Origin of the sequence: Arthrobacter sp. M4, from assembly GCF_020251205.1 — a bacterium.
In the GTDB taxonomy this organism is placed as follows: Bacteria; Actinomycetota; Actinomycetes; order Actinomycetales; family Micrococcaceae; genus Arthrobacter.
This window is the reverse complement of record NZ_JAIWYX010000007.1, coordinates 22,649-43,330: the sequence shown is the minus strand read 5'-3', so window position 1 is coordinate 43,330 and position 20,682 is coordinate 22,649. Positions and strand designations below refer to the sequence as shown.

18 protein-coding genes are annotated in these 20,682 nt (G+C 63.1%); 11 read left to right on the top strand and 7 right to left on the bottom strand.

The window, feature by feature from the left end; translation table 11 throughout:
• Positions 1-80 precede the first annotated feature (80 nt).
• The 3 genes from LD110_RS13330 to LD110_RS13320 are packed head-to-tail and all read left to right on the top strand — an operon-like array spanning position 81 to position 3,702.
• Positions 81-1,100, top strand: a complete 1,020-nt coding sequence (locus tag LD110_RS13330; RefSeq protein ID WP_225499314.1) for a nitrilase-related carbon-nitrogen hydrolase — start codon at positions 81-83, stop codon at positions 1,098-1,100.
• Complete coding sequence (locus LD110_RS13325; protein ID WP_225499313.1) at positions 1,097-2,122, top strand: agmatine/peptidylarginine deiminase; 1,026 nt, start codon at positions 1,097-1,099, stop codon at positions 2,120-2,122. Before LD110_RS13330 ends, LD110_RS13325 begins: the two co-directional genes overlap by 4 nt.
• 32 nt (positions 2,123-2,154) lie before the next feature.
• A complete protein-coding gene (locus LD110_RS13320) occupies positions 2,155-3,702 on the top strand; it encodes an APC family permease (protein ID WP_225499312.1) in 1,548 nt (515 codons plus the stop codon).
• An 80-nt stretch (positions 3,703-3,782) separates the two neighbouring features.
• Here the strand turns inward: LD110_RS13320 and LD110_RS13315 are convergent, their stop codons facing one another.
• The 3 genes from LD110_RS13315 to LD110_RS13305 form a co-directional block, all read right to left on the bottom strand.
• Complete coding sequence (locus LD110_RS13315; protein WP_225499311.1) at positions 3,783-4,328, bottom strand: hypothetical protein; 546 nt, start codon at positions 4,326-4,328, stop codon at positions 3,783-3,785.
• A 284-nt stretch (positions 4,329-4,612) separates the two neighbouring features.
• Complete coding sequence (locus tag LD110_RS13310; protein ID WP_225499310.1) at positions 4,613-4,915, bottom strand: DUF4193 domain-containing protein; 303 nt, start codon at positions 4,913-4,915, stop codon at positions 4,613-4,615.
• A 170-nt stretch (positions 4,916-5,085) separates the two neighbouring features.
• Positions 5,086-5,265: a hypothetical protein gene (locus LD110_RS13305; RefSeq protein ID WP_225499309.1), complete on the bottom strand. Its 180-nt coding sequence runs from the start codon at positions 5,263-5,265 to the stop codon at positions 5,086-5,088.
• A 241-nt stretch (positions 5,266-5,506) separates the two neighbouring features.
• On the opposite strand from LD110_RS13305, the gene LD110_RS13300 reads away from it, so the two are divergent.
• Both LD110_RS13300 and LD110_RS13295 read left to right on the top strand, forming a co-directional pair.
• Complete coding sequence (locus LD110_RS13300; RefSeq protein ID WP_225499308.1) at positions 5,507-7,216, top strand: thiamine pyrophosphate-binding protein; 1,710 nt, start codon at positions 5,507-5,509, stop codon at positions 7,214-7,216.
• A 9-nt stretch (positions 7,217-7,225) separates the two neighbouring features.
• Positions 7,226-7,384, top strand: coding sequence for a hypothetical protein (locus tag LD110_RS13295; protein WP_225499307.1), 159 nt, complete (start codon positions 7,226-7,228; stop codon positions 7,382-7,384).
• Between the two features lie 56 nt (positions 7,385-7,440).
• Here LD110_RS13295 and LD110_RS23905 read toward each other — a convergent pair whose 3' ends face one another.
• The gene (locus LD110_RS23905) at positions 7,441-8,646 is read right to left on the bottom strand and encodes a diguanylate cyclase (RefSeq protein ID WP_225499306.1); all 1,206 of its coding nucleotides are present in this window, start codon (positions 8,644-8,646) and stop codon (positions 7,441-7,443) included.
• A gap of 39 nt (positions 8,647-8,685) precedes the next feature.
• On the opposite strand from LD110_RS23905, the gene LD110_RS13285 reads away from it, so the two are divergent.
• The 6 genes from LD110_RS13285 to LD110_RS13260 all read left to right on the top strand — a co-directional run bounded on the left by LD110_RS13285 (position 8,686) and on the right by LD110_RS13260 (position 16,625).
• Positions 8,686-10,014, top strand: a complete 1,329-nt coding sequence (locus tag LD110_RS13285; RefSeq protein WP_225499305.1) for an SWIM zinc finger family protein — start codon at positions 8,686-8,688, stop codon at positions 10,012-10,014.
• The gene (locus LD110_RS13280) at positions 10,011-11,558 is read left to right on the top strand and encodes a DUF5691 domain-containing protein (protein ID WP_225499304.1); all 1,548 of its coding nucleotides are present in this window, start codon (positions 10,011-10,013) and stop codon (positions 11,556-11,558) included. The genes LD110_RS13285 and LD110_RS13280 overlap by 4 nt, the downstream gene beginning before the upstream one ends.
• Positions 11,555-12,664 carry an AAA family ATPase gene (locus tag LD110_RS13275; protein ID WP_225499303.1) on the top strand — a complete coding sequence of 370 codons (1,110 nt, stop codon included), beginning with the start codon at positions 11,555-11,557 and terminating at the stop codon, positions 12,662-12,664. Before LD110_RS13280 ends, LD110_RS13275 begins: the two co-directional genes overlap by 4 nt.
• Positions 12,665-12,677: 13 nt before the next feature.
• Positions 12,678-15,062 carry a DUF5682 family protein gene (locus LD110_RS13270; protein WP_225499302.1) on the top strand — a complete coding sequence of 795 codons (2,385 nt, stop codon included), beginning with the start codon at positions 12,678-12,680 and terminating at the stop codon, positions 15,060-15,062.
• Positions 15,063-15,145: 83 nt separating this feature from the next.
• Positions 15,146-16,270 (top strand): VWA domain-containing protein, encoded by a 1,125-nt coding sequence (locus tag LD110_RS13265; protein ID WP_225499301.1) that lies wholly within the window; start codon positions 15,146-15,148, stop codon positions 16,268-16,270.
• A gap of 49 nt (positions 16,271-16,319) precedes the next feature.
• Positions 16,320-16,625, top strand: coding sequence for a DUF1905 domain-containing protein (locus LD110_RS13260; RefSeq protein WP_225499300.1), 306 nt, complete (start codon positions 16,320-16,322; stop codon positions 16,623-16,625).
• 12 nt (positions 16,626-16,637) lie between these two features.
• Here the strand turns inward: LD110_RS13260 and LD110_RS13255 are convergent, their stop codons facing one another.
• The 3 genes from LD110_RS13255 to LD110_RS13245 all read right to left on the bottom strand — a co-directional run bounded on the left by LD110_RS13255 (position 16,638) and on the right by LD110_RS13245 (position 19,970).
• Positions 16,638-17,336, bottom strand: a complete 699-nt coding sequence (locus tag LD110_RS13255; protein WP_225499299.1) for a GntR family transcriptional regulator — start codon at positions 17,334-17,336, stop codon at positions 16,638-16,640.
• 126 nt (positions 17,337-17,462) lie between these two features.
• Complete coding sequence (locus LD110_RS13250) at positions 17,463-18,446, bottom strand: DUF6282 family protein (protein WP_225499555.1); 984 nt, start codon at positions 18,444-18,446, stop codon at positions 17,463-17,465.
• Positions 18,447-18,602: 156 nt separating this feature from the next.
• Positions 18,603-19,970 carry an MFS transporter gene (locus LD110_RS13245; protein WP_225499298.1) on the bottom strand — a complete coding sequence of 456 codons (1,368 nt, stop codon included), beginning with the start codon at positions 19,968-19,970 and terminating at the stop codon, positions 18,603-18,605.
• Between the last annotated feature and the right edge of the window lie 712 nt (positions 19,971-20,682).

The window sequence follows — 20,682 nt, the reverse complement described above, 5'->3', positions numbered from 1 at the left end:
CCCGGGCCGTTCTCCGTCCATACTAAATGAACGTCATTCATTTAGTGACCACCGTCTCACACGGAGAAACAAGCAAAACCATGATTGAAGTCACCAGCCTGGAAGCTCCCGTTTCCCTGGCCCGCACAGAAGCCTCCACCCGCACGCCCCTTCGTGTCGGCGTCGTCCAGCACCGCTGGCATGAGGACACAGCCGTCCTCCACGCCGAACTCAACGCGGGCATTGCCCGGGCCGCCGCACTCGGCGCCACCGTCGTCTTCCTGCCCGAACTCACGCTCTCCCGCTACCCGGCAGACACCCGCCCGGACAACAAGCCGGGCGAAGGCATCCGACCATCCGACATTGCCGAGGACCTCCTCACCGGTCCCACCTTCGCCTTCGCAGCGGCCGCCGCCCGCGCCCATAACGTAACGGTCCACGCCTCGCTGTACCAGCGCGCCGAGAACCCGGACGGCAGCGACGACGGCCTTGGACTCAACACCGCCATCCTGGTGTCCCCGGAAGGCGAACTCCTGGCCCGCACCCACAAGCTGCACATCCCCGTAACCGCCGGCTACTACGAGGACAAGTTCTTCCGACAGGGCCCCGCCGCGTCCGACGCTTACGAAGTCCACTCCCCCGCCGAACTCGGCGGCGCCCGACTCGGCATGCCCACATGCTGGGACGAATGGTTCCCAGAGTTGGCCCGCATGTACTCGTTGGGCGGCGCGGAAATCCTGGTCTACCCAACGGCCATCGGATCAGAACCGGATCACCCTGACTTTGACACGCAGCCGCTTTGGCAGCAGGTCATCGTAGGAAACGGCATCGCAAACGGCCTGTTTATGGTGGCGCCGAACCGCTGGGGCTGCGAGGGGACACTCAACTTCTACGGTTCATCCTTCATTTCGGACCCTTATGGCCGCATCCTGGTGCAGGCTCCACGGGACGAATCCGCCGTTCTTGTGGCGGACTTGGACCTTGACCAGCGCAAGGACTGGCTGACCCTCTTCCCCTTCCTCACCACACGTCGGCCGGACACCTACGCCCGCCTGACAGAGCCGGTGAACCACAACGCGCCGTTTGGCATCGAGGCCCTGCCGACGGGGGTCAAGGCATGACAGCCTGGCGGATGCCGGCAGAAACAGCTCCACAGGAGCGCGTTTGGATGGCTTTCCCGCACGCCGGCTACACCCTGGGCGACACGCCGGACGCGGCCCATGAGGCACGCTCCACCTGGGCCGCCGTCGCTAACGCAACCGTCGATTTCGAGCCGGTCACCGTCGTCGTACATCCCGACGACGAAGACGTCGCCGCCGCATACTTGCGGCCCGACGTCGACATCGTCACCGCGGAGCTGAACGACGCCTGGATGCGGGACATCGGGCCAACGTTCGTCCTCGACGACGGCGGCCGGCTGGGCGCCGTCGACTGGGTCTTCAACGGTTGGGGCGCCCAGGAGTGGGCGGCGTGGGACAAAGACGGGTTGATCGCCAAGGACATCGCGGGCCGCGCCGACGCACGCCACGTTCCGTCGCCGCTGGTCAACGAAGGCGGCGGTATCCAAGTGGACGGCCACGGCACGGTGCTGGTCACGGAGACAGTACAGCTGGATCCGGCACGCAACCCGGGGCTGGGCAAGGCCGACGTCGAGGCTGAACTGGCCCGCACGATCGGCGCCACAAAAGTCATTTGGCTCCCCCGTGGCCTGACGCGCGATTCCGAGCAGTTCGGCACGCGTGGCCACGTGGACATAGTGGCGGCGATCCCCAGCCCTGGAACCCTGCTTGTGCACTGCCAGCAGAACCCGGAACACCCGGACTTTGAGGTGTCCAGGGAAATCATCGGCTTCCTGCGCACCACGCAGGATTCCGCAGGACGGGATTGGAACATCATCGAAGTTCCCGCTCCCACTATCCTCCGCGACGAGGAAGGTTTTGTGGACTACAGCTACATCAACCACCTCGTGGTGAACGGCGGCGTGATCGCCTGCAGCTTCAACGACCCCATGGATGAGAAGGCCTTGCGCATTCTCGCCGATGCCTACCCCGGGCGGCGCGTAGTCAGTGTCGACGCACGTCCGCTCTTCGCCCGCGGCGGAGGCATCCACTGCATTACGCAGCAACAGCCTGCGGCCGGCTAGCTACTTCCGGCCACGAACAGAAGGGCCCTCACATGAGCCAGACAATCGGCACACACAACGCCGTGGTGGACGCCCCCGGCTCCGCACACGGCATTACCGGCAAAGGACTGAAGACGGGGCAGTTGGGGCTCCTCGCCGTCGTAGTCCTTGGCATTTCAACCATCGCTCCCGCCTACACGCTGACAAGCGCACTTGGGCCAACGGTGGCCCAGGCCGGGCTTCAGCTTCCCGTGATTTTCCTGATCGGATTCATTCCGATGATCCTGGTGTCCCTGGCCTACCGCGAGCTCAACGCCGACTCGCCGGACAGTGGCACCACGTTTACCTGGGTTACCAAAGCGTTCGGCCCGTGGATTGGCTGGATGGGCGGTTGGGGGCTCCTGGCAGCCAACATCATCGTCCTTTCCAACCTGGCCGGCGTGGCGGTGGACTTCTTCTACCTCTTCCTGGCCCAGCTCACCGGCTCGCCGGAGCTTGCCGACCTCTCGGCGAACAAGCCGCTCAACGTTGCCACGTGCTTTGTCTTCGTAGGCCTCGCAGTCTGGGTCAGCTACCGCGGCCTGCACACCACAAAGATCGTGCAGTACGGGTTGGTCGGCTTCCAGCTGCTGGTCCTGGGACTGTTCGTCGCCATGGCTTTCGCCAACTGGTCGACGTCGGAAACCGCCATTCCCTTCAGCTGGGACTGGTTTGACGTCACCAAAATCGAGACGTTCGGACAAGTTGCAGCCGGAATTTCGCTGTCGATCTTCGTCTACTGGGGTTGGGATGTTTGCCTGACCGTCAACGAAGAAACCGCCAATGGAAAAAAGACTGCCGGCGCGGCCGGCACGCTGACCGCCGTCGTTGTCCTGGGCATCTACCTGCTGGTGACCATCGCCACCATGATGTTCGCCGGCGTCGGCACAGACGGCATCGGGCTGAACAACGAGGAGAACCATGCCAATGTCTTCACGGCGCTGGCGTCCCCGGTCATGGGCCCATTCGCCATCCTGATGTCGCTGGCGGTCCTGTCCAGCTCCGCCGCGTCCCTGCAGTCGACCTTCACCTCGCCGTCACGCAGCCTCCTGGCCATGGCGCACTACGGCGCACTGCCCAAGCCGTTCGCGCACATGAGCCGGAAATTCTCGACGCCGGGCTTCGCCACCATCGCAGCCGGCGCCCTCTCCGCGGGCTTCTACGCAATCATGCATGTGGTCAGCGAGAACGTCCTCAACGACACCATCCTGGCCCTCGGCCTCATGATCTGCTTCTACTACGGCCTGACCGCAATCGCCTGTGCCTGGTACTTCCGGCAGACAGCCTTCAGCAGCCTCCGCAACCTCATGCTGCGGTTCGTCTGCCCGTTGGTGGGAGGCATAGGACTATTTGTTGTCTTCGTCCAGACCGCTGTGGACAGCTGGGCGCCGGAATTCGGCAGCGGCTCGGAAATCTTTGGCGTAGGCCTGGTGTTTGTGCTGGGCATTGGCATCCTGGCGATGGGTGCTGTGTTCATGCTCATCATGTCCCGTGTCCGCCCTGGCTTCTTCCGTGGGGAGACCATCCGCAGGGACACTCCGGCGCTGGTGGTGCCTGAATAGGCTAGGCGCATCAGCAAAGAGGCCTTGCTCCTGATCCATCAGGAACAAGGCCTCTTTGCTGATGGGGCCAGCTGCTCAGCTCACCAAAGATGAGCTACGTCAACTATCAGCCGGGAACCTGTCCCCGGCCCGTCCAGGGTGAAGACCCGGAACGGAAGCCTGGCGCGGACGCCGAGCCCGATGGTTGTGTACCCTTCAAAGCTGCCCGCGAACGCCACCTGCCGGAAAGTCCGGTAGCCATTCACGTTGCTCAGCTCCTTGGGGTTGGCCGGGCTGTACGTGGGCTGTCCACTGCTGTTGTACGCCGGCGCGTTAACCGTTACCTGGATGAACGCTCCGCCGCGCAACGGGACCGGTAGCCCGGAACCATCCTGGACCACCGCTGGTACGTACTTCACGGTGTAACCCGCAACCTTTCCATTGAGGTCCACTACCAGCCGGTCGTAGCACTCATGCTGACCGGTCCGGACGTTGGTTACCTGTGCCTGGCTTAACCCTGGGGCCGACTTCTGCAACGAACCCCAGACGAGTCCGCAGAAGGAGGCTGCCGAAGCGGGCCCGGGAGCAACCAGGCCAAGTCCCACAGCCATCAAAAGTGCCACCAGCAAAGCATGAATCTTTCTCATGCCGGGCCACCTCCTTTTGTGTGTCCTGATACGTCAAGACTAGGAGCGGGAAAGGGCAAAAAGATGGGTTGTATCCGCTTCGGCGCACAACCGTTAATGAGGCCCGGTGGTGGTCACGGAGCGATTATTGAGCGGCATCTAAACGGTTACGGAAGGGCCTTTTGCGAGGCCGTCACAGACCCGATCGTAATGTGCGATAACGGGCCGTCCGGGCACAGTTCGCCGGGTACAAAAATGCCCCGCCAGACCGCATGTGATCTGACGGGGCCTGCAGGCCGTGGGACCTAGCCTTCGCACTCGACGCAGTACTTGAGGCCGTTCTTCTCCAGTGCGATCTGGGACCGGTGGCGGACCAGGAAGCAGGAGGAACAAGTGAATTCGTCGGACTGCTCCGGTACAACGATGACGGTGAGCTCTTCTCCGGAGAGGTCGGCACCCGGGAGGTCGATTCCTTCAGCCGTGTCGTTTTCGTCGACGTCGATCACCGCGGTCTGGGCACCTGCGCCACGGGACGCCTGAAGGGCCTCCAGCGACTCAGCGGGAGAATCTTCTTCTGTCTTGCGTGGAGCGTCGTAATCGGTAGCCATTTGGGTTCACTTTCGTTGCTGCATAGTGCCAATCCAGGCACCAAATCTGGCACCTCAGTGAAGCAGTTTAGGGCATAGTACAGGCAATCCACGAATAGTGTGTTCAAGAATACAAATCGGGCCGCTTTCCCCCGGAACGACGGGGCGACACGCCAGCTATGCAGCCGCCCTCAGTCACGACCATCCGGGCGCGCGGCCACCGTGTCGCGGGCGATTGCGACGCCGCTGAGTGCCGGAAGCCATCCCCACCGGGTCGCTTCGAGAATTCCTTGGGAGGATTCCTCAACAATGTCGTGGAAGTACGCTGTCTCGATCCAGGCGACCACGCGCCCCAGCAATGCCGTGAACATGGACCCAAGCTAGCCTCGTGCCATTGTGACGCCGTTTCCCCGCTGTCACGTCCACGTAAACACCGCCCGGAATCCACTAACGGGCTCGATCGCTCAAAGCACTTGAACGTCCCCGCCATCCTGGCTTAGTCTTCATCGGGTCAGGCCTCATCGAATGCCGGTGTCCTCAAAAGGGGCAATAACGGAACAACTCCGCAGACACATATGGAATTCGCAAACCATATGTCCGTCAGGAGATTCCGTGACCGCATTTGTTCCGTTGTCCATTTCCGCCCGCATTGCCGATGTTCTCTCCCGCCATGCCAAAGATGTCTTTGGCCTCATGGGCAACGGCAATGCCTATTTCCTGGACGCCGCGGAGGCCGCCGGCCTGACGTTTCACGCCGTTCGCCACGAGGTTGCCGCTGTGGCCGCCGCCGACGCCTACTATCGGGTCAGCGGTCGGCTCGCCATCGCCACCACCACATACGGCGCCGGTTTCACGAACGCCGTAACCAGCCTCGCGGAAGCTGCCCGTGCCGGAATCCCAGTGGTCCTGGTCGCCGGGGACGCACCGTCCGCCGGTGTGCGCGCCTGGGACGTCGACCAAACCGGGCTCGCTGCCGCCGTTGGTGTCCCCACCTTCACGGCAACAGCGGACGACGCCGGCCGCGTCACCAAGCAGGCGGTCCGACACGCCCTCGCGAACCGCACCGCCGTCGTCCTCGCCATCCCCTACAACCTCGCCACCGAGCCGGTGGTGGAGTACGACGACGGCCTGTCGCCGTCTGTGGATCCGACCCCGCAGCAGTTTGCGCCGGACGCGGGAGCGCTGGCCCGGGCTGCTGCCTTGCTGGCGGGCGCAAAGCGTCCACTGCTACTGGCCGGCCGCGGCGCGCGACTATCCGAGGCAGGCGACGCGCTGAGCCGACTGGCTGAGCGGCTCGGCGCTCTGACTGCAGGTACGGCGCTCGCCCGCCGGTTTTTCTCGGAGGGACCCAGGGATCTTGGCATTGCAGGCGGCTTTGGCACCGAGTCGGCGGCGGCGATCATGGCGGATGCAGACGTGGTACTGGTTGCCGGTGCCGGGCTCAACCAGTTCACTATGCGCTTCGGTCAGCTGTTCGGTCCGGCCGCCACAGTGATTCAGGTGGACGTATCATCAGGGCCGACGCACCCACGAGTCGATCTGTTCCTCCGTGGCGACGCCCGAAGCATAGCCGAGCAGCTGATCAATCTGCTTCCGGACCATCGGCACGGTTCCTACACGTGGCCCGGTGTCTCAGCGGAAGTTGTTACTGAAGCCCTTCACCGCCACGCCGGGACTGGGTACGCCGGTGATGGACGGCTCGACCCGCGGTCCGTGGCTGCTGCCTTGGATGGGCTACTGCCTAAGGACCGTGTGGTGGTCCAGGACGGCGGCCATTTCATCGGCTGGGCACCGATGTTTTGGGACGTGCCCGGCCCCCATGCGCTCAACATGGTGGGCACGGCATTCCAGAGCATAGGGCTGGGACTCGCGAGCGCAGTGGGGGCCGGCGCCGCGGCACCGGAGTCCACGGTGGTATTGGCAACGGGCGACGGCGGCCTGCTGATGGCGCTGGCGGACCTGGAGTCGGTAATTCGTACAGTTCGGAGCGGGGTCATCGTTGTGTTCAACGACTCTGCCTACGGCGCCGAAATCCACCAGTATGGGTCGCTCGGGGTGACGGAACAGCCAATGCTGATCCCCGACGTCGACTTCGCAGGACTCGCCCAGGCCTTAGGCGCGCAGGCATCCACGGTGCGGAGTTTGGAGGATCTTTCAGCTGTGTCGCGTTGGGCCGAGGCCGGAGCCCAAGGGGTTCTCCTCCTGGACTGCAAGATCAGCGGTTCAGTCCGTGCCCCGTACATGGAGGAAGTGATGGAAGCCGCGGCCGCCGGACGCACTGCTGCCGTGTCACACCCGCGGCTCCGCCACTCAGTCACCTAAGGTCGATTTATGAGCGCAGACAGTCCGGGCGAACTCACAGGCCAGATCTCAATCAACGAACTGCTAATTGCCATGGGCGAAGCTCCCGTGGAGCACGTGGTCATCCCGGATTCCCTCGACGACTTTTCCAACCCGGCGACGGTGGCGCCAACCCTTCCCGGCCTCTAAGGAGTTTGTGTACAGCTAATACCCTTTAACGCTCAGTAGGGTACGTACACAAACTCCTAACCGTCCTCGGCGTTCACAAAGCGGTTCCTGCCGCTCCGCTTAGCGGCGTACAGGGCCTGGTCCGCCCTCCGGATCGTGCCATCCAGCGTGTCATGTTGGCGGACGGTCGTCGCACCGAAACTCGCGGAAACGCGCCCCTGTGCCGTTCCCTCGCTCCCGGCGGCCAACAGGTCGTTGATGCGCTGACACACAGGTTCCGCTGAAGCCGCGTCGGCGCCGTCCAGCAGCAGGATGAACTCCTCGCCCCCGTAACGTCCCACCAGGTCAGTGGAACGGACGGTCTGCCGGCATACCGAGCCGAAGAGGCTGATCACTTCGTCGCCCACAGGGTGGCCGAAGGTGTCGTTCACGGCCTTTAGCCGGTCCAGGTCGGCAATAACCAGGACCAGGCCGTCGTCGGGATCCGCCACGGCCGCCATGCGGCGGGCTGCTGCCTCCATAAACGCCCTCCTATTAAGGAGTCCGGTGAGCAGGTCCGTGCTGGCAAGGAGCGTCAACTCCGCCGTGAGCTGGGCAGTGGCGAACGAGGTCATGCTGTAAGACGCGACAATCAGCACCGGCATGGCTGCCACCAGGCTGACCCCCGGGCTGAACAGTCCTTGGAAGATGTGGTGCTCCGGGCCAAGCACCAACAGCCCAATGGTGCGGGCAAAGTAGTAGGCGGAGCAGGCCGCGGCGACCAGGACAAATATCGCTTTGGACCTGGCCACTGCCGGCGCACGCCGCATCTCGAGGGCGGCCCAGGCGAGCGCGATGCCCATAAGTGCAACCACGATGGCCCGGCCCAGGTTACTGGGAGCTTCACCCGCCCCGAACGCGGCCAGCGTGACGATTGCCCAGAGCGCCACCGGCACGAATTTGGGAGCCGATCGGCCGGAAATCGACCGCGCACCGCCCCAAATGCAGGCGTTCGCGGCCACCATGAATCCAACGCCGACGTCATAGGCCCACTCGAGCCCTAGGAGCTCATCGAGTAGAAAACCAGCGGCCGTCACCGCAAAAAACCCGACGGCGGCACACCACCAGCCGGCGATCTCCGCTCGGCCGCGGCGATAGACATCGAAATAGAACAGCACCGCCATGGTCAAGGCGGTGCCTCCGAAAACCACTAGCAGGGTGGGCCTGTCCAATTCCACTTGGGCATCCTCCGACGTAGACGTGCCGCAGGCCTTGCGGCCGGCGGCGTCTGAACAGCGGTCCACGGCCCCCCAATGCACTGTCCCGAATTGGAGCATAGTGGAATGTCTGTGGCATCGGGCAGAATGTCCACTATGGCGCGGTGGACCGAGGAACGGGTGATCGGCGCTGCGCCGGATCAATCCTCCATTGCGGCTGCCCGCAAGCTTGCCCGGCCGGGGCCGTGGTCTGACACCGGCAGCAATGACGTGCTGGTTTGGGGTAAGTGCCAGGGCAGCGGAAAAACCCCTTATCAGGTGAGCGTGGACATCGCGGCCCCGGCCTACCGCTGCTCCTGCCCCAGCCGGAAATTCCCTTGCAAGCACGCCTTGGCCCTGCTGCTTCTTTGGGCCCGCGGCGAGGCAGCTGAGTCCGGCACCGAGACTGCCGATTTTGCTGAGGAGTGGGCTGCCCAGCGGGCCAGCCGCTCGGCCGCACGCGAGCAGCGCCAGTCTGACCAAGCAGCGGACCCAGCGGCCCAGGCCAAGCGCCTCGCCGAGCGGCTGACGCTGATGGATGCCGGCATCGCGGACTTTGCCCGGTGGCTGACGGACCTGGTGCGAACGGGCCTCGCCTCCGCGCGGACGCAGCCCTATTCCTGGTGGGACGGTGTGGCGGCGCGCCTTGTGGACGCTCAGCTTCCGGGCCTGGCGGATCAGGTTCGCGCCATGGGATCGGATGTTCATGCCCGCCCCGATTGGGCCGATCACCTGCTGCTGCGCGCAGGCCGCTGGTGGGCGCTAACCAAGGCCTGGACCTTGCGGGATCAATTGAGTCCCAGCGAGTTTGCCGATTTGAGGGCAACCCTGGGGTGGGCCACGGCGTCCGCGGACGTTCAGGAGACAGAGGCCATTCCCGGTCCGTGGCTTGTTCTCGGTGCCCACCGCAGCGATGACGGGCGACTTCAGCAACAGCGCACCTGGCTACGCGCACCGGACGGATCATTCGTCGTCGTACTGGACTTCGCTGCCCAAGGACAGGCACTCACGGTGCCCCAGCTGGCAGGGGCGGTTCTGGACGTTACCGTGGCGCGTTACCCCGGTTCGGCGCCCCGGCGGGCGATGTTCACCAGTCCGATATCACCGCGGGGACTGGCGGCCAGCCTCGGCGAGGGTTGCAGCATTGCCCAGGCGCTGGACGCGGAAGCGGCTGCCGTGGCCCTCTCTCCCTGGCGCGACCGTAGGCCGGTATTGCTTAGTGGAGTGCGTGTATGCCCCGGCGATCCCGGTTGGCTGCAGGACGAGTTTGGTGATGCCCTGCCTGTTGTCGATGCGAGCCTGGATTCACTGTTGGCGCTCACGGGTGGCCATCCGGTGGACGTGTTTTGTGAGTTGGACGAGGGACGCGTGCGTCCGCTGTCGTTGGTGGTGGATGGTTCGGTGGTGGTTCCATGACTTGGCTGGACGACCTCAGGGCTGCGGCGCTTGTGGGCACAGGCCGGCATGCGGCTCCCGCGCCGCCTGCCGAATTGGGAGTCCGCCCACCCGATGGCCTGTCCCGCGAAGAATCATTGCTGGACCAAGCTGCCCTGGCGGATGTCGCCACGCGTGCTGCCCGTCGGCCCCTCGACGTCGAGGCTTCCGCCTTGCCGCAGCCCGCCGGGCCGGACGACGTCCCGCAGGCCGACGGCGATGCGGCCCGGTTGCTGGACCTGCTGCTTACGCAGCCGCCCGTGGGACTGGAATTACGAAACCAACTGGTGGCGGACTGGCTGGGTCTTGCGGAAAGAGCACGACGGCGGGTTCCCCACCGGCTGCTTCCTGCGCTGCTCACACTGGCGGAAAACAAGGCGGTTATCGCGGAGCGCCTGGACCCCGCTATAGGAACGCGGGGCCGATGGTTGCAGGATCTAGCAGGCCCCGCCGGGGCCCGCACTCGACCGTCAATGACGAGCGGTGGCATGGCGAGCAGTGCCGTGGCGAGCGGCACGACGGCGAGCAGCCCTGCGGAGAGCAGCCTTGCGATGAGCAGTCCATCGCAGTTCGAACAATGGATTGAGTTGGGCAGCGCCGAGGCCACTGCCGTTCTCCAACGCCTTCGGCGGAACGATCCGAATGTTGCGCGAGAACTTCTGACAAGGCATTGGGACAACCTCGGCGCCCGCGAACGCGCAGCCCACCTGGCAGTCTTCGCCCTTAACATCCAGGCCGCGGACGAAGAACTGTTGGAAAGGGCTTTGGATGACAAAGCAAAGACGGTTCGGGAAATCGCCGCGGGTCTTCTCGATCGGCTTCCGGGCAGCTCCCGTGCCCAGCGAATGGCGGCACGTTTGCGCCCGCTGCTCCACGTCAAAGGACTCTTGCGAAAGCAGTTCGAGATCGAACTGCCCGGAACGCCGGACGCCGCAGCCCTCCGGGACGGAATCGCAGCTGATCCCCGCACCCGTGAGCCAGACAGGCTGGGGCGCCTGGATACCATCATCCGCGGAGCCCCGCTGGACGTCTGGACCTCAGCGTCGGGCCGCGATCCCGAAGGAACGCTTACATTGCTCAGCGGGGAGGCCCGCGTGATAAACGCGATTGTCGAGGCGGCGGTGCTGCGCGCCGACGTCGACTGGGTACGTGCCCTCCTGGACGTCCGTTCCGATGCACGCCTGCTGAAGTGCCTGCCCCCAGGCGAGCGCCAGGACGCCATAGTGCGCCTCATCCAGTCAGGTACGGAGCAGGCTCTGGCAGTGATGCCTCTGCTGCGTGATTTGCCCAGGCCCTGGGGCACGCCCTTGGCCAATGAAGTACTGGCGCTGATCACCTCGAAAAAGGGCGGCTATCTCGCTGCCATGGTGGCTGATTTCCTCCCCTCGGCTCTGCCGCCGGAGGCAGCCGAACAGTGCCGACGCCTGCTAGAACGTGCCGACAACGACGCGCCTCGGCGTCGTGTGTTTCGTGATGTGGTGCAATACCAATCGTTCCGACAATCGCTGACGGAGGCCTTCCGATGACCGATGCCCAAAGCTCCAGCGCGAACATTCTGCGTGCGCATGCCGAGGACGCGTACGCCGACGAACTCCAGGCGCTGGCCGCCGTCGACGACCGCCCCAGGCCGCCCAGCTGGCGACTGTCCCCGTGGGCTGTAGCCACCTACGTCCTTGGCGGCACGCTCCCGGACGGCACGCAGATTACGCCGAAATACCTTGGTTCTGCCCGTCTCGTGGAGATGGCCGTGGCCACACTGGCCACGGACAGGGCCCTGTTGCTGCTTGGCGTACCTGGGACGGCAAAGACGTGGCTGGGCGAACACCTTGCGGCTGCAATCTCTGGAATCTCTACCTTGGTGGTGCAGGGCACGGCGGGCACACCGGAAGAGGCGCTACGTTACGGCTGGAACTATGCGCGGCTGCTCGCCGATGGCCCCTCCCGCGCTGCCCTGGTTGCTGGTCCGGTAATGCGTGCCATGGAGACCGGCAGCCTGGTCCGGGTGGAAGAGCTGACGCGCATTCCCTCGGACGTGCAGGATTCGCTGATCACTATCCTGAGCGAGAAAACCCTGCCGATTCCCGAGCTCAACGAAGAAGTCCAGGCTCGTAAAGGCTTCAACGTTATCGCCACGGCCAACAACCGGGACAAGGGCGTCAATGATCTGTCGTCCGCGCTTCGTCGCCGCTTCAACACCGTTGTGCTCCCCCTGCCGGACAGCCTGGACCAGGAAGTGGAGATCGTTGCCACCAGGGTGCGCAGTCTTGGGACGGCGCTGGAACTCCCCGCCGATCTGGCAGCGCTCTCCGAAATCCGCCGGGTTGTCACCGTGATGAGGGAACTGCGTTCCGGGGTGACACAGGACAAGCGCACCACGCTCAAATCACCAACCGCTACGCTGTCGACGGCGGAAGCAATATCCGTGATGACCAACGGCTTGTCGCTGGCCACACACTTTGGGGACGGTACCGTCCGCGCCGAGGACGTGGCTGCCGGACTGGTGGGGGCAGTGGTGAAGGATCCTGTGCAGGATCAGGTGGTTTGGCAGGAATACCTGGAGACCGTAGTCCGAAACCGGCCCGATTGGAAAGATCTCTACCGGGCCTGCCGAGACCTTGAATCGTCCAACTAAGCTGCACTGACCCATGACTGACGTCCATGTCCTAGGGATCCGGCACCACGGGCCCGGTTCGGCACGTTCGGTGGCCGAGGCCCTGGCCTCACTTCGGCCCAACCTTGTGCTCGTGGAGGGTCCGCCGGAGCTCGACGCTGTCCTGCCGCTGGCCGGCGAAGTTGGAATGTCGCCGCCGGTGGCTGCACTGATCTATGCGAGCGACGAACCGCGGCTGGCCTCGTTTTACCCCGTGGCCGATTTTTCACCCGAGTGGGTGGCGATCCGCTGGGCCTTGTCTACGGGGACTCCCGTCCGGGCGATCGACCTTCCGGCGGCGCACAGTTTGGCGCTTCATATCGACGGCGGGCCCGCCGCAGCGCCGCCTTCGCCGCCGTCGTCGACGTCCCCGCCGCCGTCGTCGACGGAGGAGCCGTCAGGTGCGGAACCGTCGTCGGACCCGTCCCAGAGTGGGTCACCTCCGGAGGTCCCCGTCGCGGAAGCCCCCGACGGCGACACCCGCCCCAAGCGGCCGTACCGCCCCGATGCCATTGGGATGCTGGCTCAGGCCGCCGGTTACAGCGACGCCGAGCGCTGGTGGGAGGATGCGGTGGAACACCGCGACGCCGGTCCCGCAGACCGCTTCGAGGCGATCACCGACGCCATAGCCGAGATCCGCGCAGTGGACGATCGGCCAGCGGACCATCCTGACGTCGTCGAAAATGTCCGACGGGAAGCGGCGATGCGGCGACTGCTGCGTGCCGCGATCCGGGAAGGTCACGGACGGATCGTCGTCGTCTGCGGCGCTTACCACGCACCCGCCCTGGTACCGGCGAATTTTCCGCCGGCCGCTGCCGACAACAAAGTGTTGGCGGGACTGCCGAAAACCAAAGTGTCCGCGACTTGGGTTCCTTGGACTTCCGGCCGGCTCAGCCTGCAAAGCGGCTACGGTGCTGGCGTCACTGCCCCCGGTTGGTACCAGCATTTGTTTGCCCACTGGACCACCCGAGGCTCCACCGCCGACGTCGCGAGCACTTGGCTTGTGCGGGTTGCCCAAACACTGCGGCGCGAGAAACTGGACGCTTCAACGGCTTCTGTGGTGGAGGCCAGCCGCATGGCGGATGCCCTTGCCGCCGTCCGGGGCCGGCCGAGCCCGGGACTCGCGGAGCTGGACGACGCCGCACAAGCCGTGCTCTGTGAAGGCTCTCCGTTGCCGATGAAACTGGTGCACCGCGAACTCACCGTTGGCCATCAGCTGGGCAGCGTGCCGGAGTCTGCGCCGACGGTTCCGTTGGCCGCTGATTTGGCTGCCGCCCAGAGCCGCCTCCGGCTGAAGCCCAGCGCATTGGAGGAGGTGATAGCCATCGACCTGCGCAAGCCGAATCAGCTGGCCCGCTCGGTGCTCCTCCACAGGCTGGCGTTGCTCGGAATCCACTGGGGTACGCCCACTGAAACCGGCCGGACCACGGGTACGTTCAAGGAGGCCTGGACACTCTCTTGGGAGCCGGAACTGGCTGTGGCCGTTGTGGAGGCCAGTCGCTATGGCACCACCGTGGCCTCGGCCGCCGCCACGTTTGTGGCCGAACGCGCCCAGGACGCGGACAGCTTAACGGACCTCAGCGAATTGCTTGCCGACTGCCTCCTGGCTGATCTCCCGGACGGAATCAGCAGCGTGGTGAAGGTGCTGGCTGAACGCACGGCACTGCAGCAGGATGTTCCCCCGCTGCTGGAATCCATTGCGCCACTGGCCCGAACCTGTCGCTACGGGAATGTCCGGGGAGTCGATGTTACTGAGGTGCGGCGGATCCTGGATGCGGCAGTGGTGCGTGCCTCGGTTGGCTTGCCGACCGCATGTTCAGGGCTCGACGACGATGCCGCAGCCGTGATGCGCCGCGCCGTCGACTCCGCGCAACATGGCCTGTCTCTCCTGCCTGAGCTGTCCTTGGAGGATTGGCACCGGGCTTTGGCGGCTGTTGCTGGTTCTGATCGGATTCATGGTTCCGTTGCGGGGCGCGCCACCCGACTATTGCTGGATGCGGGTTTGTTGGATCGGGACGACGTTGCGTCCCGGCTCAGCCGAAGCTTGTCAGTGGCCACCCCGGCTCCCCAGGCAGCAGCGTGGCTGGACGGATTCCTGTCCGGGGATGCTGTGCTTCTCATCCACGACCGGCGCCTGCTGCAGATCGTCGATGACTGGGTAGCCGGAGTGGACGATGAGGTCTTTGAGGACGTCCTGCCTTTGCTGCGAAGGACGTTCTCCGTATTCAGCCGCCCGGAGCGGAGGGAGATCGGCGAGCAGTTGAGCCGCGGCACAGCTCCGGCCCAGCGCCCGGGCGACACAAGTTCGCTGGACATTGCGGCGGCAGGGCCTGCGATTCGTGCGATGGCACGGTATCTGGGATGGGAGGCGAGCGCGTGATATCCGATAACGACGGACGGGCGACTGGACGTGACCGGTTAAGCCGTTGGCGCCTTGTGCTTGGCGGACAAGAGGCCGACGGCGTGACTACGGCTGACGGACAGGGTGTGGCGCTGTCCGCTGACGACGCGCGGCGTGATCAGGTATTGGCTGAGTTGTACGACTCTACGCCGCAAGGACGTGGCGGCATGGGGTCCTCCAGTCCGCGGGTGGCACGTTGGCTCGGCGACATTCGTGGCTATTTCCCGTCCACCGTGGTGCAGGTGATGCAATCCGATGCCATGGAACGGCTTGGCCTGAGACAAATGCTCCTTGAACCAGAAATGCTGCGCACCGTCCAACCGGATATCTCCCTGGTCAGCACGCTCGTTGGACTCGGTCGGGTGATCCCGAAGCATTCCCGCGAGACGGCCCGGGCAGTGGTCCGGCAAGTGACCAACGAACTTGAGGAACGGTTGCGCGCCAAGACAATCCAGGCTGTCACGGGGGCACTGAACAGGGCGGCGAGGACTCGGCGTCCCCGGCATCGGGATATCGATTGGAACCGAACAATCGCAGCCAACCTCAAGCACTATCAGCCCGAATACCGCACCATAGTTCCCGAGCGGCTCGTGGGATATGCCAGGCGAAGCACAGAGGTTCAACGCGAAATCATCCTCTGCATCGACCAATCAGGTTCGATGGCTGAATCCGTGGTGTACTCCAGTGTGTTCGGGGCGGTGCTCAGTTCGCTGCGTTCGGTGCGTACGCGCTTGGTGGTTTTTGACACCGAAGTTGTTGATCTGACGGACGAGCTGGACGACCCGGTGGACGTGCTCTTTGGAGTTCAGCTTGGCGGGGGCACTGACATCAACCGGGCACTGGCCTATTGCCAAAGCCAGATCTCCCAGCCAACAGAAACCATTTTGGTGCTCATCAGCGATCTTTACGAGGGCGGGATTGCGGAAGAAATGCTGCGTCGGGCAGCTTCAATTGTGGGCTCCGGGGCCACGATGATCGCCCTGCTGGCTTTGAGTGACAGCGGCCATCCGGCATTCGATGCCAACCATGCCGCGGCCCTGGCGGGTATTGGTGTTCCCGCGTTCGCCTGCACACCGGACCTGTTCCCAGAGCTCATGGCTGCCGCAATCGAACGCCACGATGTGAGTGAATGGGCCGCCGCGCACGACATTCCGACGAGCCATGAAGCGGCGGCCCACGAAGACTAGCCGGTGCAGAGGGGGTGCGCCTCCAGGCCACAGTTGAAATACTCGGCAAATGGCCGTCTCTTATACCTTTGATTCCGAGTTGTGGCGTTATCGGGAGGAAGGAGGTTGGCATTTTGTCACCCTGCCGGAATCAGTCGCCACCGAGATCAGGGAGGAATCGCCGCCGCTCCGTCGCGGTTTCGGATCGCTCAAGGTCGTTGCGTCAATTTCCGGGCACCAATGGTCCACCTCAATTTTCCCGGACAGCAAAACCAATTCCTATTTGCTCCCGGTCAAAAAATCCGTGCGTACCGCTGCTGGTGTTATTGAAGGGGACGTTGTTGAGGTTGTTTTGGAGGTCCTGGATCTCGATTGAGGCTTCGTGGCTCTAATTGACCTTGGGCACAAGCTTGTTGTTTGAGGAGATCATTTCGAACTGAGTCCTTTGATGCGGCGAGCGCGGAAACCGAGCCGGGTACTTGGAGATGTGTGCCGCCGACGCCGCAGCAGCAACGTCCACCCGGCCACTGGCTAAGGCCGCAAACAACTCACGGTGGTCCTTGGTGAGTTCTTGAAGGTCTCTCGGTTGATGAAAAAGCCAATTCATCCGGCCCTGGACTGGTTCAAACGCCGAACTTAGGAAGTCGTTGTTGGCGATCTTGACGATTTCTGCGTGGAATTCAATGTTTGCTTCGTACGCCTCGGCCTCAGCTCCCCGGACCAGGCAGAGGCCGGCGCGCTCAAGATAGCTGGCCAATCTTGCAAGGTCCTGTTGTGTTGCCCGGTGTGCTGCCAGCTGGCACGCCAGAACTTCAAGGGACCTGCGGAGATGTGCGAGGTCCTCCACTTCTTTGGCCTTTAGCGGTTTGATCGGAGCACCGCGATGCCCGGGATCGCCCAGAAGACCCTCCTGGCGGAGCATCCTCAAGGCTTCCCGGACAGGCAGCCTGGAAACGTTGAACTCCGCTGCGAGGTCCCGCTCCACCAGATACGTCCCAGGTGGATATCGCCCTTCGAAAATCCTGGTTCGAAGCGTTTCCCACACAGTTTCCCGGAGTGGGTGGAAGTTATCTTCTGCGACAGACATTTCTTGGTCCGATCAGATCGTGATCTTTGGTGATAATCCGGAGGGTAGGACGGTTGCCGCGCCGGGCCTCATTGGGCCGCGCGACCCGGAACAGCCTGCGGCAACCGCCCCACGGAATTGGGATTGTTAATCGAGGTCCAGCAGGCGCTCTGCGTTCCATTTGGTCATCGTATGAATCTCCTCTGAGGTAAATTCAAGGTCGAGCAAGGTGCTGATGAGTGTGCGCATCCCCTCAATCGGCGTGGGGCCGGAGCGGATGCCGTAATCCGTTCCGAGTACAAAATGCTCCACGCCGATTTCCCTGATTTGCTTGGCCCAAGGCACCACCCCGCCGCTTAGCTCTGGCGTGCTTGCAATCCCGGCGATCTCGTCGGCCCATTCCCGCTCAACGTAATAGTTGGTACGCGGCAGGCCTCGGTGGAACATCCAATCGGATACGGCGCCTTCCAGCATTACGCCTTTCTGTGCAAGTTCTTTCTGCTGGTCAATAGTCATGCGACTTCTGCAGGGGTGCGCCACAACGATCTTTTTGATTCCGAAGTCGATCGCCAGCTCGACAAGGCGAATGGCTTCGTCAACTGAAACATGGCCGGTATTCAGATGGACGTGTGGTTGCTCAGCTATGAGCGTCAGTATTTCTTTCAGTTCGTCCGGAATGAGCCCATCCAACGGAATTCGGATCGCCTTGGACAGTTCGTCGCGGGCGAATTTCGGGTATTGGTCCTTGAAACGAACGGGTTTGCCATTGACATAACTGCCCTCGTGGCTGGCCATGTAGTGCGTGCAATGAGCACCGAAATGTACGAACCTCGCGCCGGAACCGTACCCGAGCGCCGTCTTCACCGCCCGTGGATTCAGGCCTCCGAGGACACTCGTCAGGATGATTCCTCCAAAGATGTCGATTCCGGGGACCTGCCGGCTGGCAAGCAATGCGGTTCCGCTGCTTATGCCAAGGGTGTGGTCGTAGAAGACAAGCGACCTCATGCCGGCTGCCCTGGCCTGCTCCGCTATCTGAAACGGGTCCAGGCGTCCGGGGCAGGACTTCAGCCAAGGACCACTGTGGACGTGCACATCGCTTGTTCCGTGGATCAATTCGTCGGGCAATTCCATGGACCTGTTCGAAAAGGTTTCCCGTGGAAGCTCCACGTTCCACTCCGAAAGGGTGTCATTCAAGATCGTCAAACTCATCGCTCCTTTGCTTTTTTTGCGATTGTCTAGGGCTCGCAAACGGTGTTCTTACGGGGAAATTCCATGGGGTTCTGCCTCCTATGGCGCTACCGTTTCACTGGCTTCAGATGAATCAGCTTCACTCGCCACGGTCGATTGCTTGCGAATAAAGAGCAGAATCAATGCCACGGCTACGAACTCAACCCCTGCGATGACGTAGAGGCCAGTTGAGTAGAAACCTGTAGCCGTCTTCATTGCTCCCAGGAACTGTGGAGCGAAGTAGCCTGCCAGGTTGGCAATGGAATTGATCAGGGCCAGGCCGGCGGCCAATGCCATACCGGACATAAAACGCGGCGGCAAGCTCCAGAAAACCGGGATTGAGCCCATGGTTCCGGCCGCTGACAAGGCAAGAGCCAAAATTACGCCCACACCGCTGCCGGCCTCTTGAGCCATTGCGGCGGCGATGAGGCCCGAAGCCCCCAGGGCTGCTGCACAGGCGGCGTGCCAGCGCGATTCACGGTGGCGGTCAGACAGCCAGCCATTGACCATCATCCCGAGCCATCCGAAGAGGAAGACCCCGGACATGATCCAGCCGACACTGGTGATGTCACCGAACCCCGCAGCAGTGATCAAGCTAGGGCCATAGAAGGAAAGCGTGGCGTTGCCCGTGATGATGCAGAACAACGTCAGGATAAGAACCCAGACAGTTTTGGAACGCAGGGCGCCGCTGAACTTGTGCTCGCGTCCATCGAGATGTGCGGATTCCATGTCCAATTCGTAGGCCACGTGCGCACGTTCGATTGGCGTCAGCCACTTGGCATTACTCGGTCTGTCTGTCATGACGAACACGGCCAAGATGCCCAGAATGATCGAAGGGAAGCCTTCCACGATGAAAAGCCATTGCCAGTCTGCAAGTCCCAGTAGGCCATCCGTGCTTGTCATGATGTACGCGGCCAAGGGACTGCCCACCAACAGGGCTATGGGAGAGGCGGACATGAAAATGGCTATGGACCGGGCACGGCGGTGGGCCGGAATCCAGAATGTGAGGTAGAGGATGAGGCCGGGGTGCAGGCCAGCTTCGAAGGCACCCTGAAGGAATCGCAGGACGTAGAAATGCCAGGGCTCTGAACACAAGGCCATCAGCACGGACACGACGCCCCACCCGAGGGCTATGCGGAGGATTGTCTTGGGTGCACCGATCTTCTGCAGGAGCAGATTGCTCGGTACTTCAAATAAGAAGTAGCCCAGGAAGAAGATCCCGGCGCCGGCACCATAGATGGCGTCGCTCCATCCGAGGTCGTCGAGCATGGTCAATTTGGCGAAACCGACGTTGACACGATCGAGCCAGGCAAGAATGTACACCGCGGTCGCAAAGGGGAGGATTCGCAGCGCGATTCGCCTAAATGTTCGGTTGCGGTCCTCGATGGTCGAGGTGGTTGTAAGCGGCGGAGAGTCAGGTTGGGGCATCGTTGCTCCTAAAAAATCTTCCGCAATTCCTGGTCCAACCATGGCGCCTTTGCATTGGTTTCCATGATGCGAGAGAGCGATTTCGTTACACGAACACCGTAAGCGCGTAGACTACGGTGGTCAATGAAAAACCGCAATTGGGATCCCACGTGATTTTGGTCATGGAATCTGCCCGCTTGACGTGCCGCTGTCCCCACGACGAAGGGCACCAACGGTGCGCGGGCAAGTAGGCAAGTCCCCAGCACCAACAAGTGCATGAGCGTAGCGTCTATGCAGCGCGGCAAGGCGGCGATGCACGGCCCCAGCCCGGATTTTGGCGGTTGAAGGAGCCGGAAATGGCTGGATGGAATGCTGGCACCGCTGCGGGGCCGCTGGGCGCCGCGATTACCTTGGTGGAGGGTTCCTCATTCTGTATTTCCCTCCGTTGGGTACGAGGGCGGCAACGGCCGGAGGGACCTGCGACAATCCCAAGGGCATCCCCCGATAGGCCTCATCAACGACAAGGAGCGCGCCGGTCACCGCAAGCTCCGCTGCGATCCTGATCAGGGCGTCAGCACCCAGGATCTGACCCGTTGGGTTGTGGGGGGGAACTCAGGAAAACGGCCGTTGTGGTTGGTCGTATGCTGCCAACGACCAGCTCCGTGGTAACCGGGGCCTGAATCAAGGTAACGGAGGTGCCGGTTTCTGTGCGGCCGCAAGGGCGCTCTCTCCC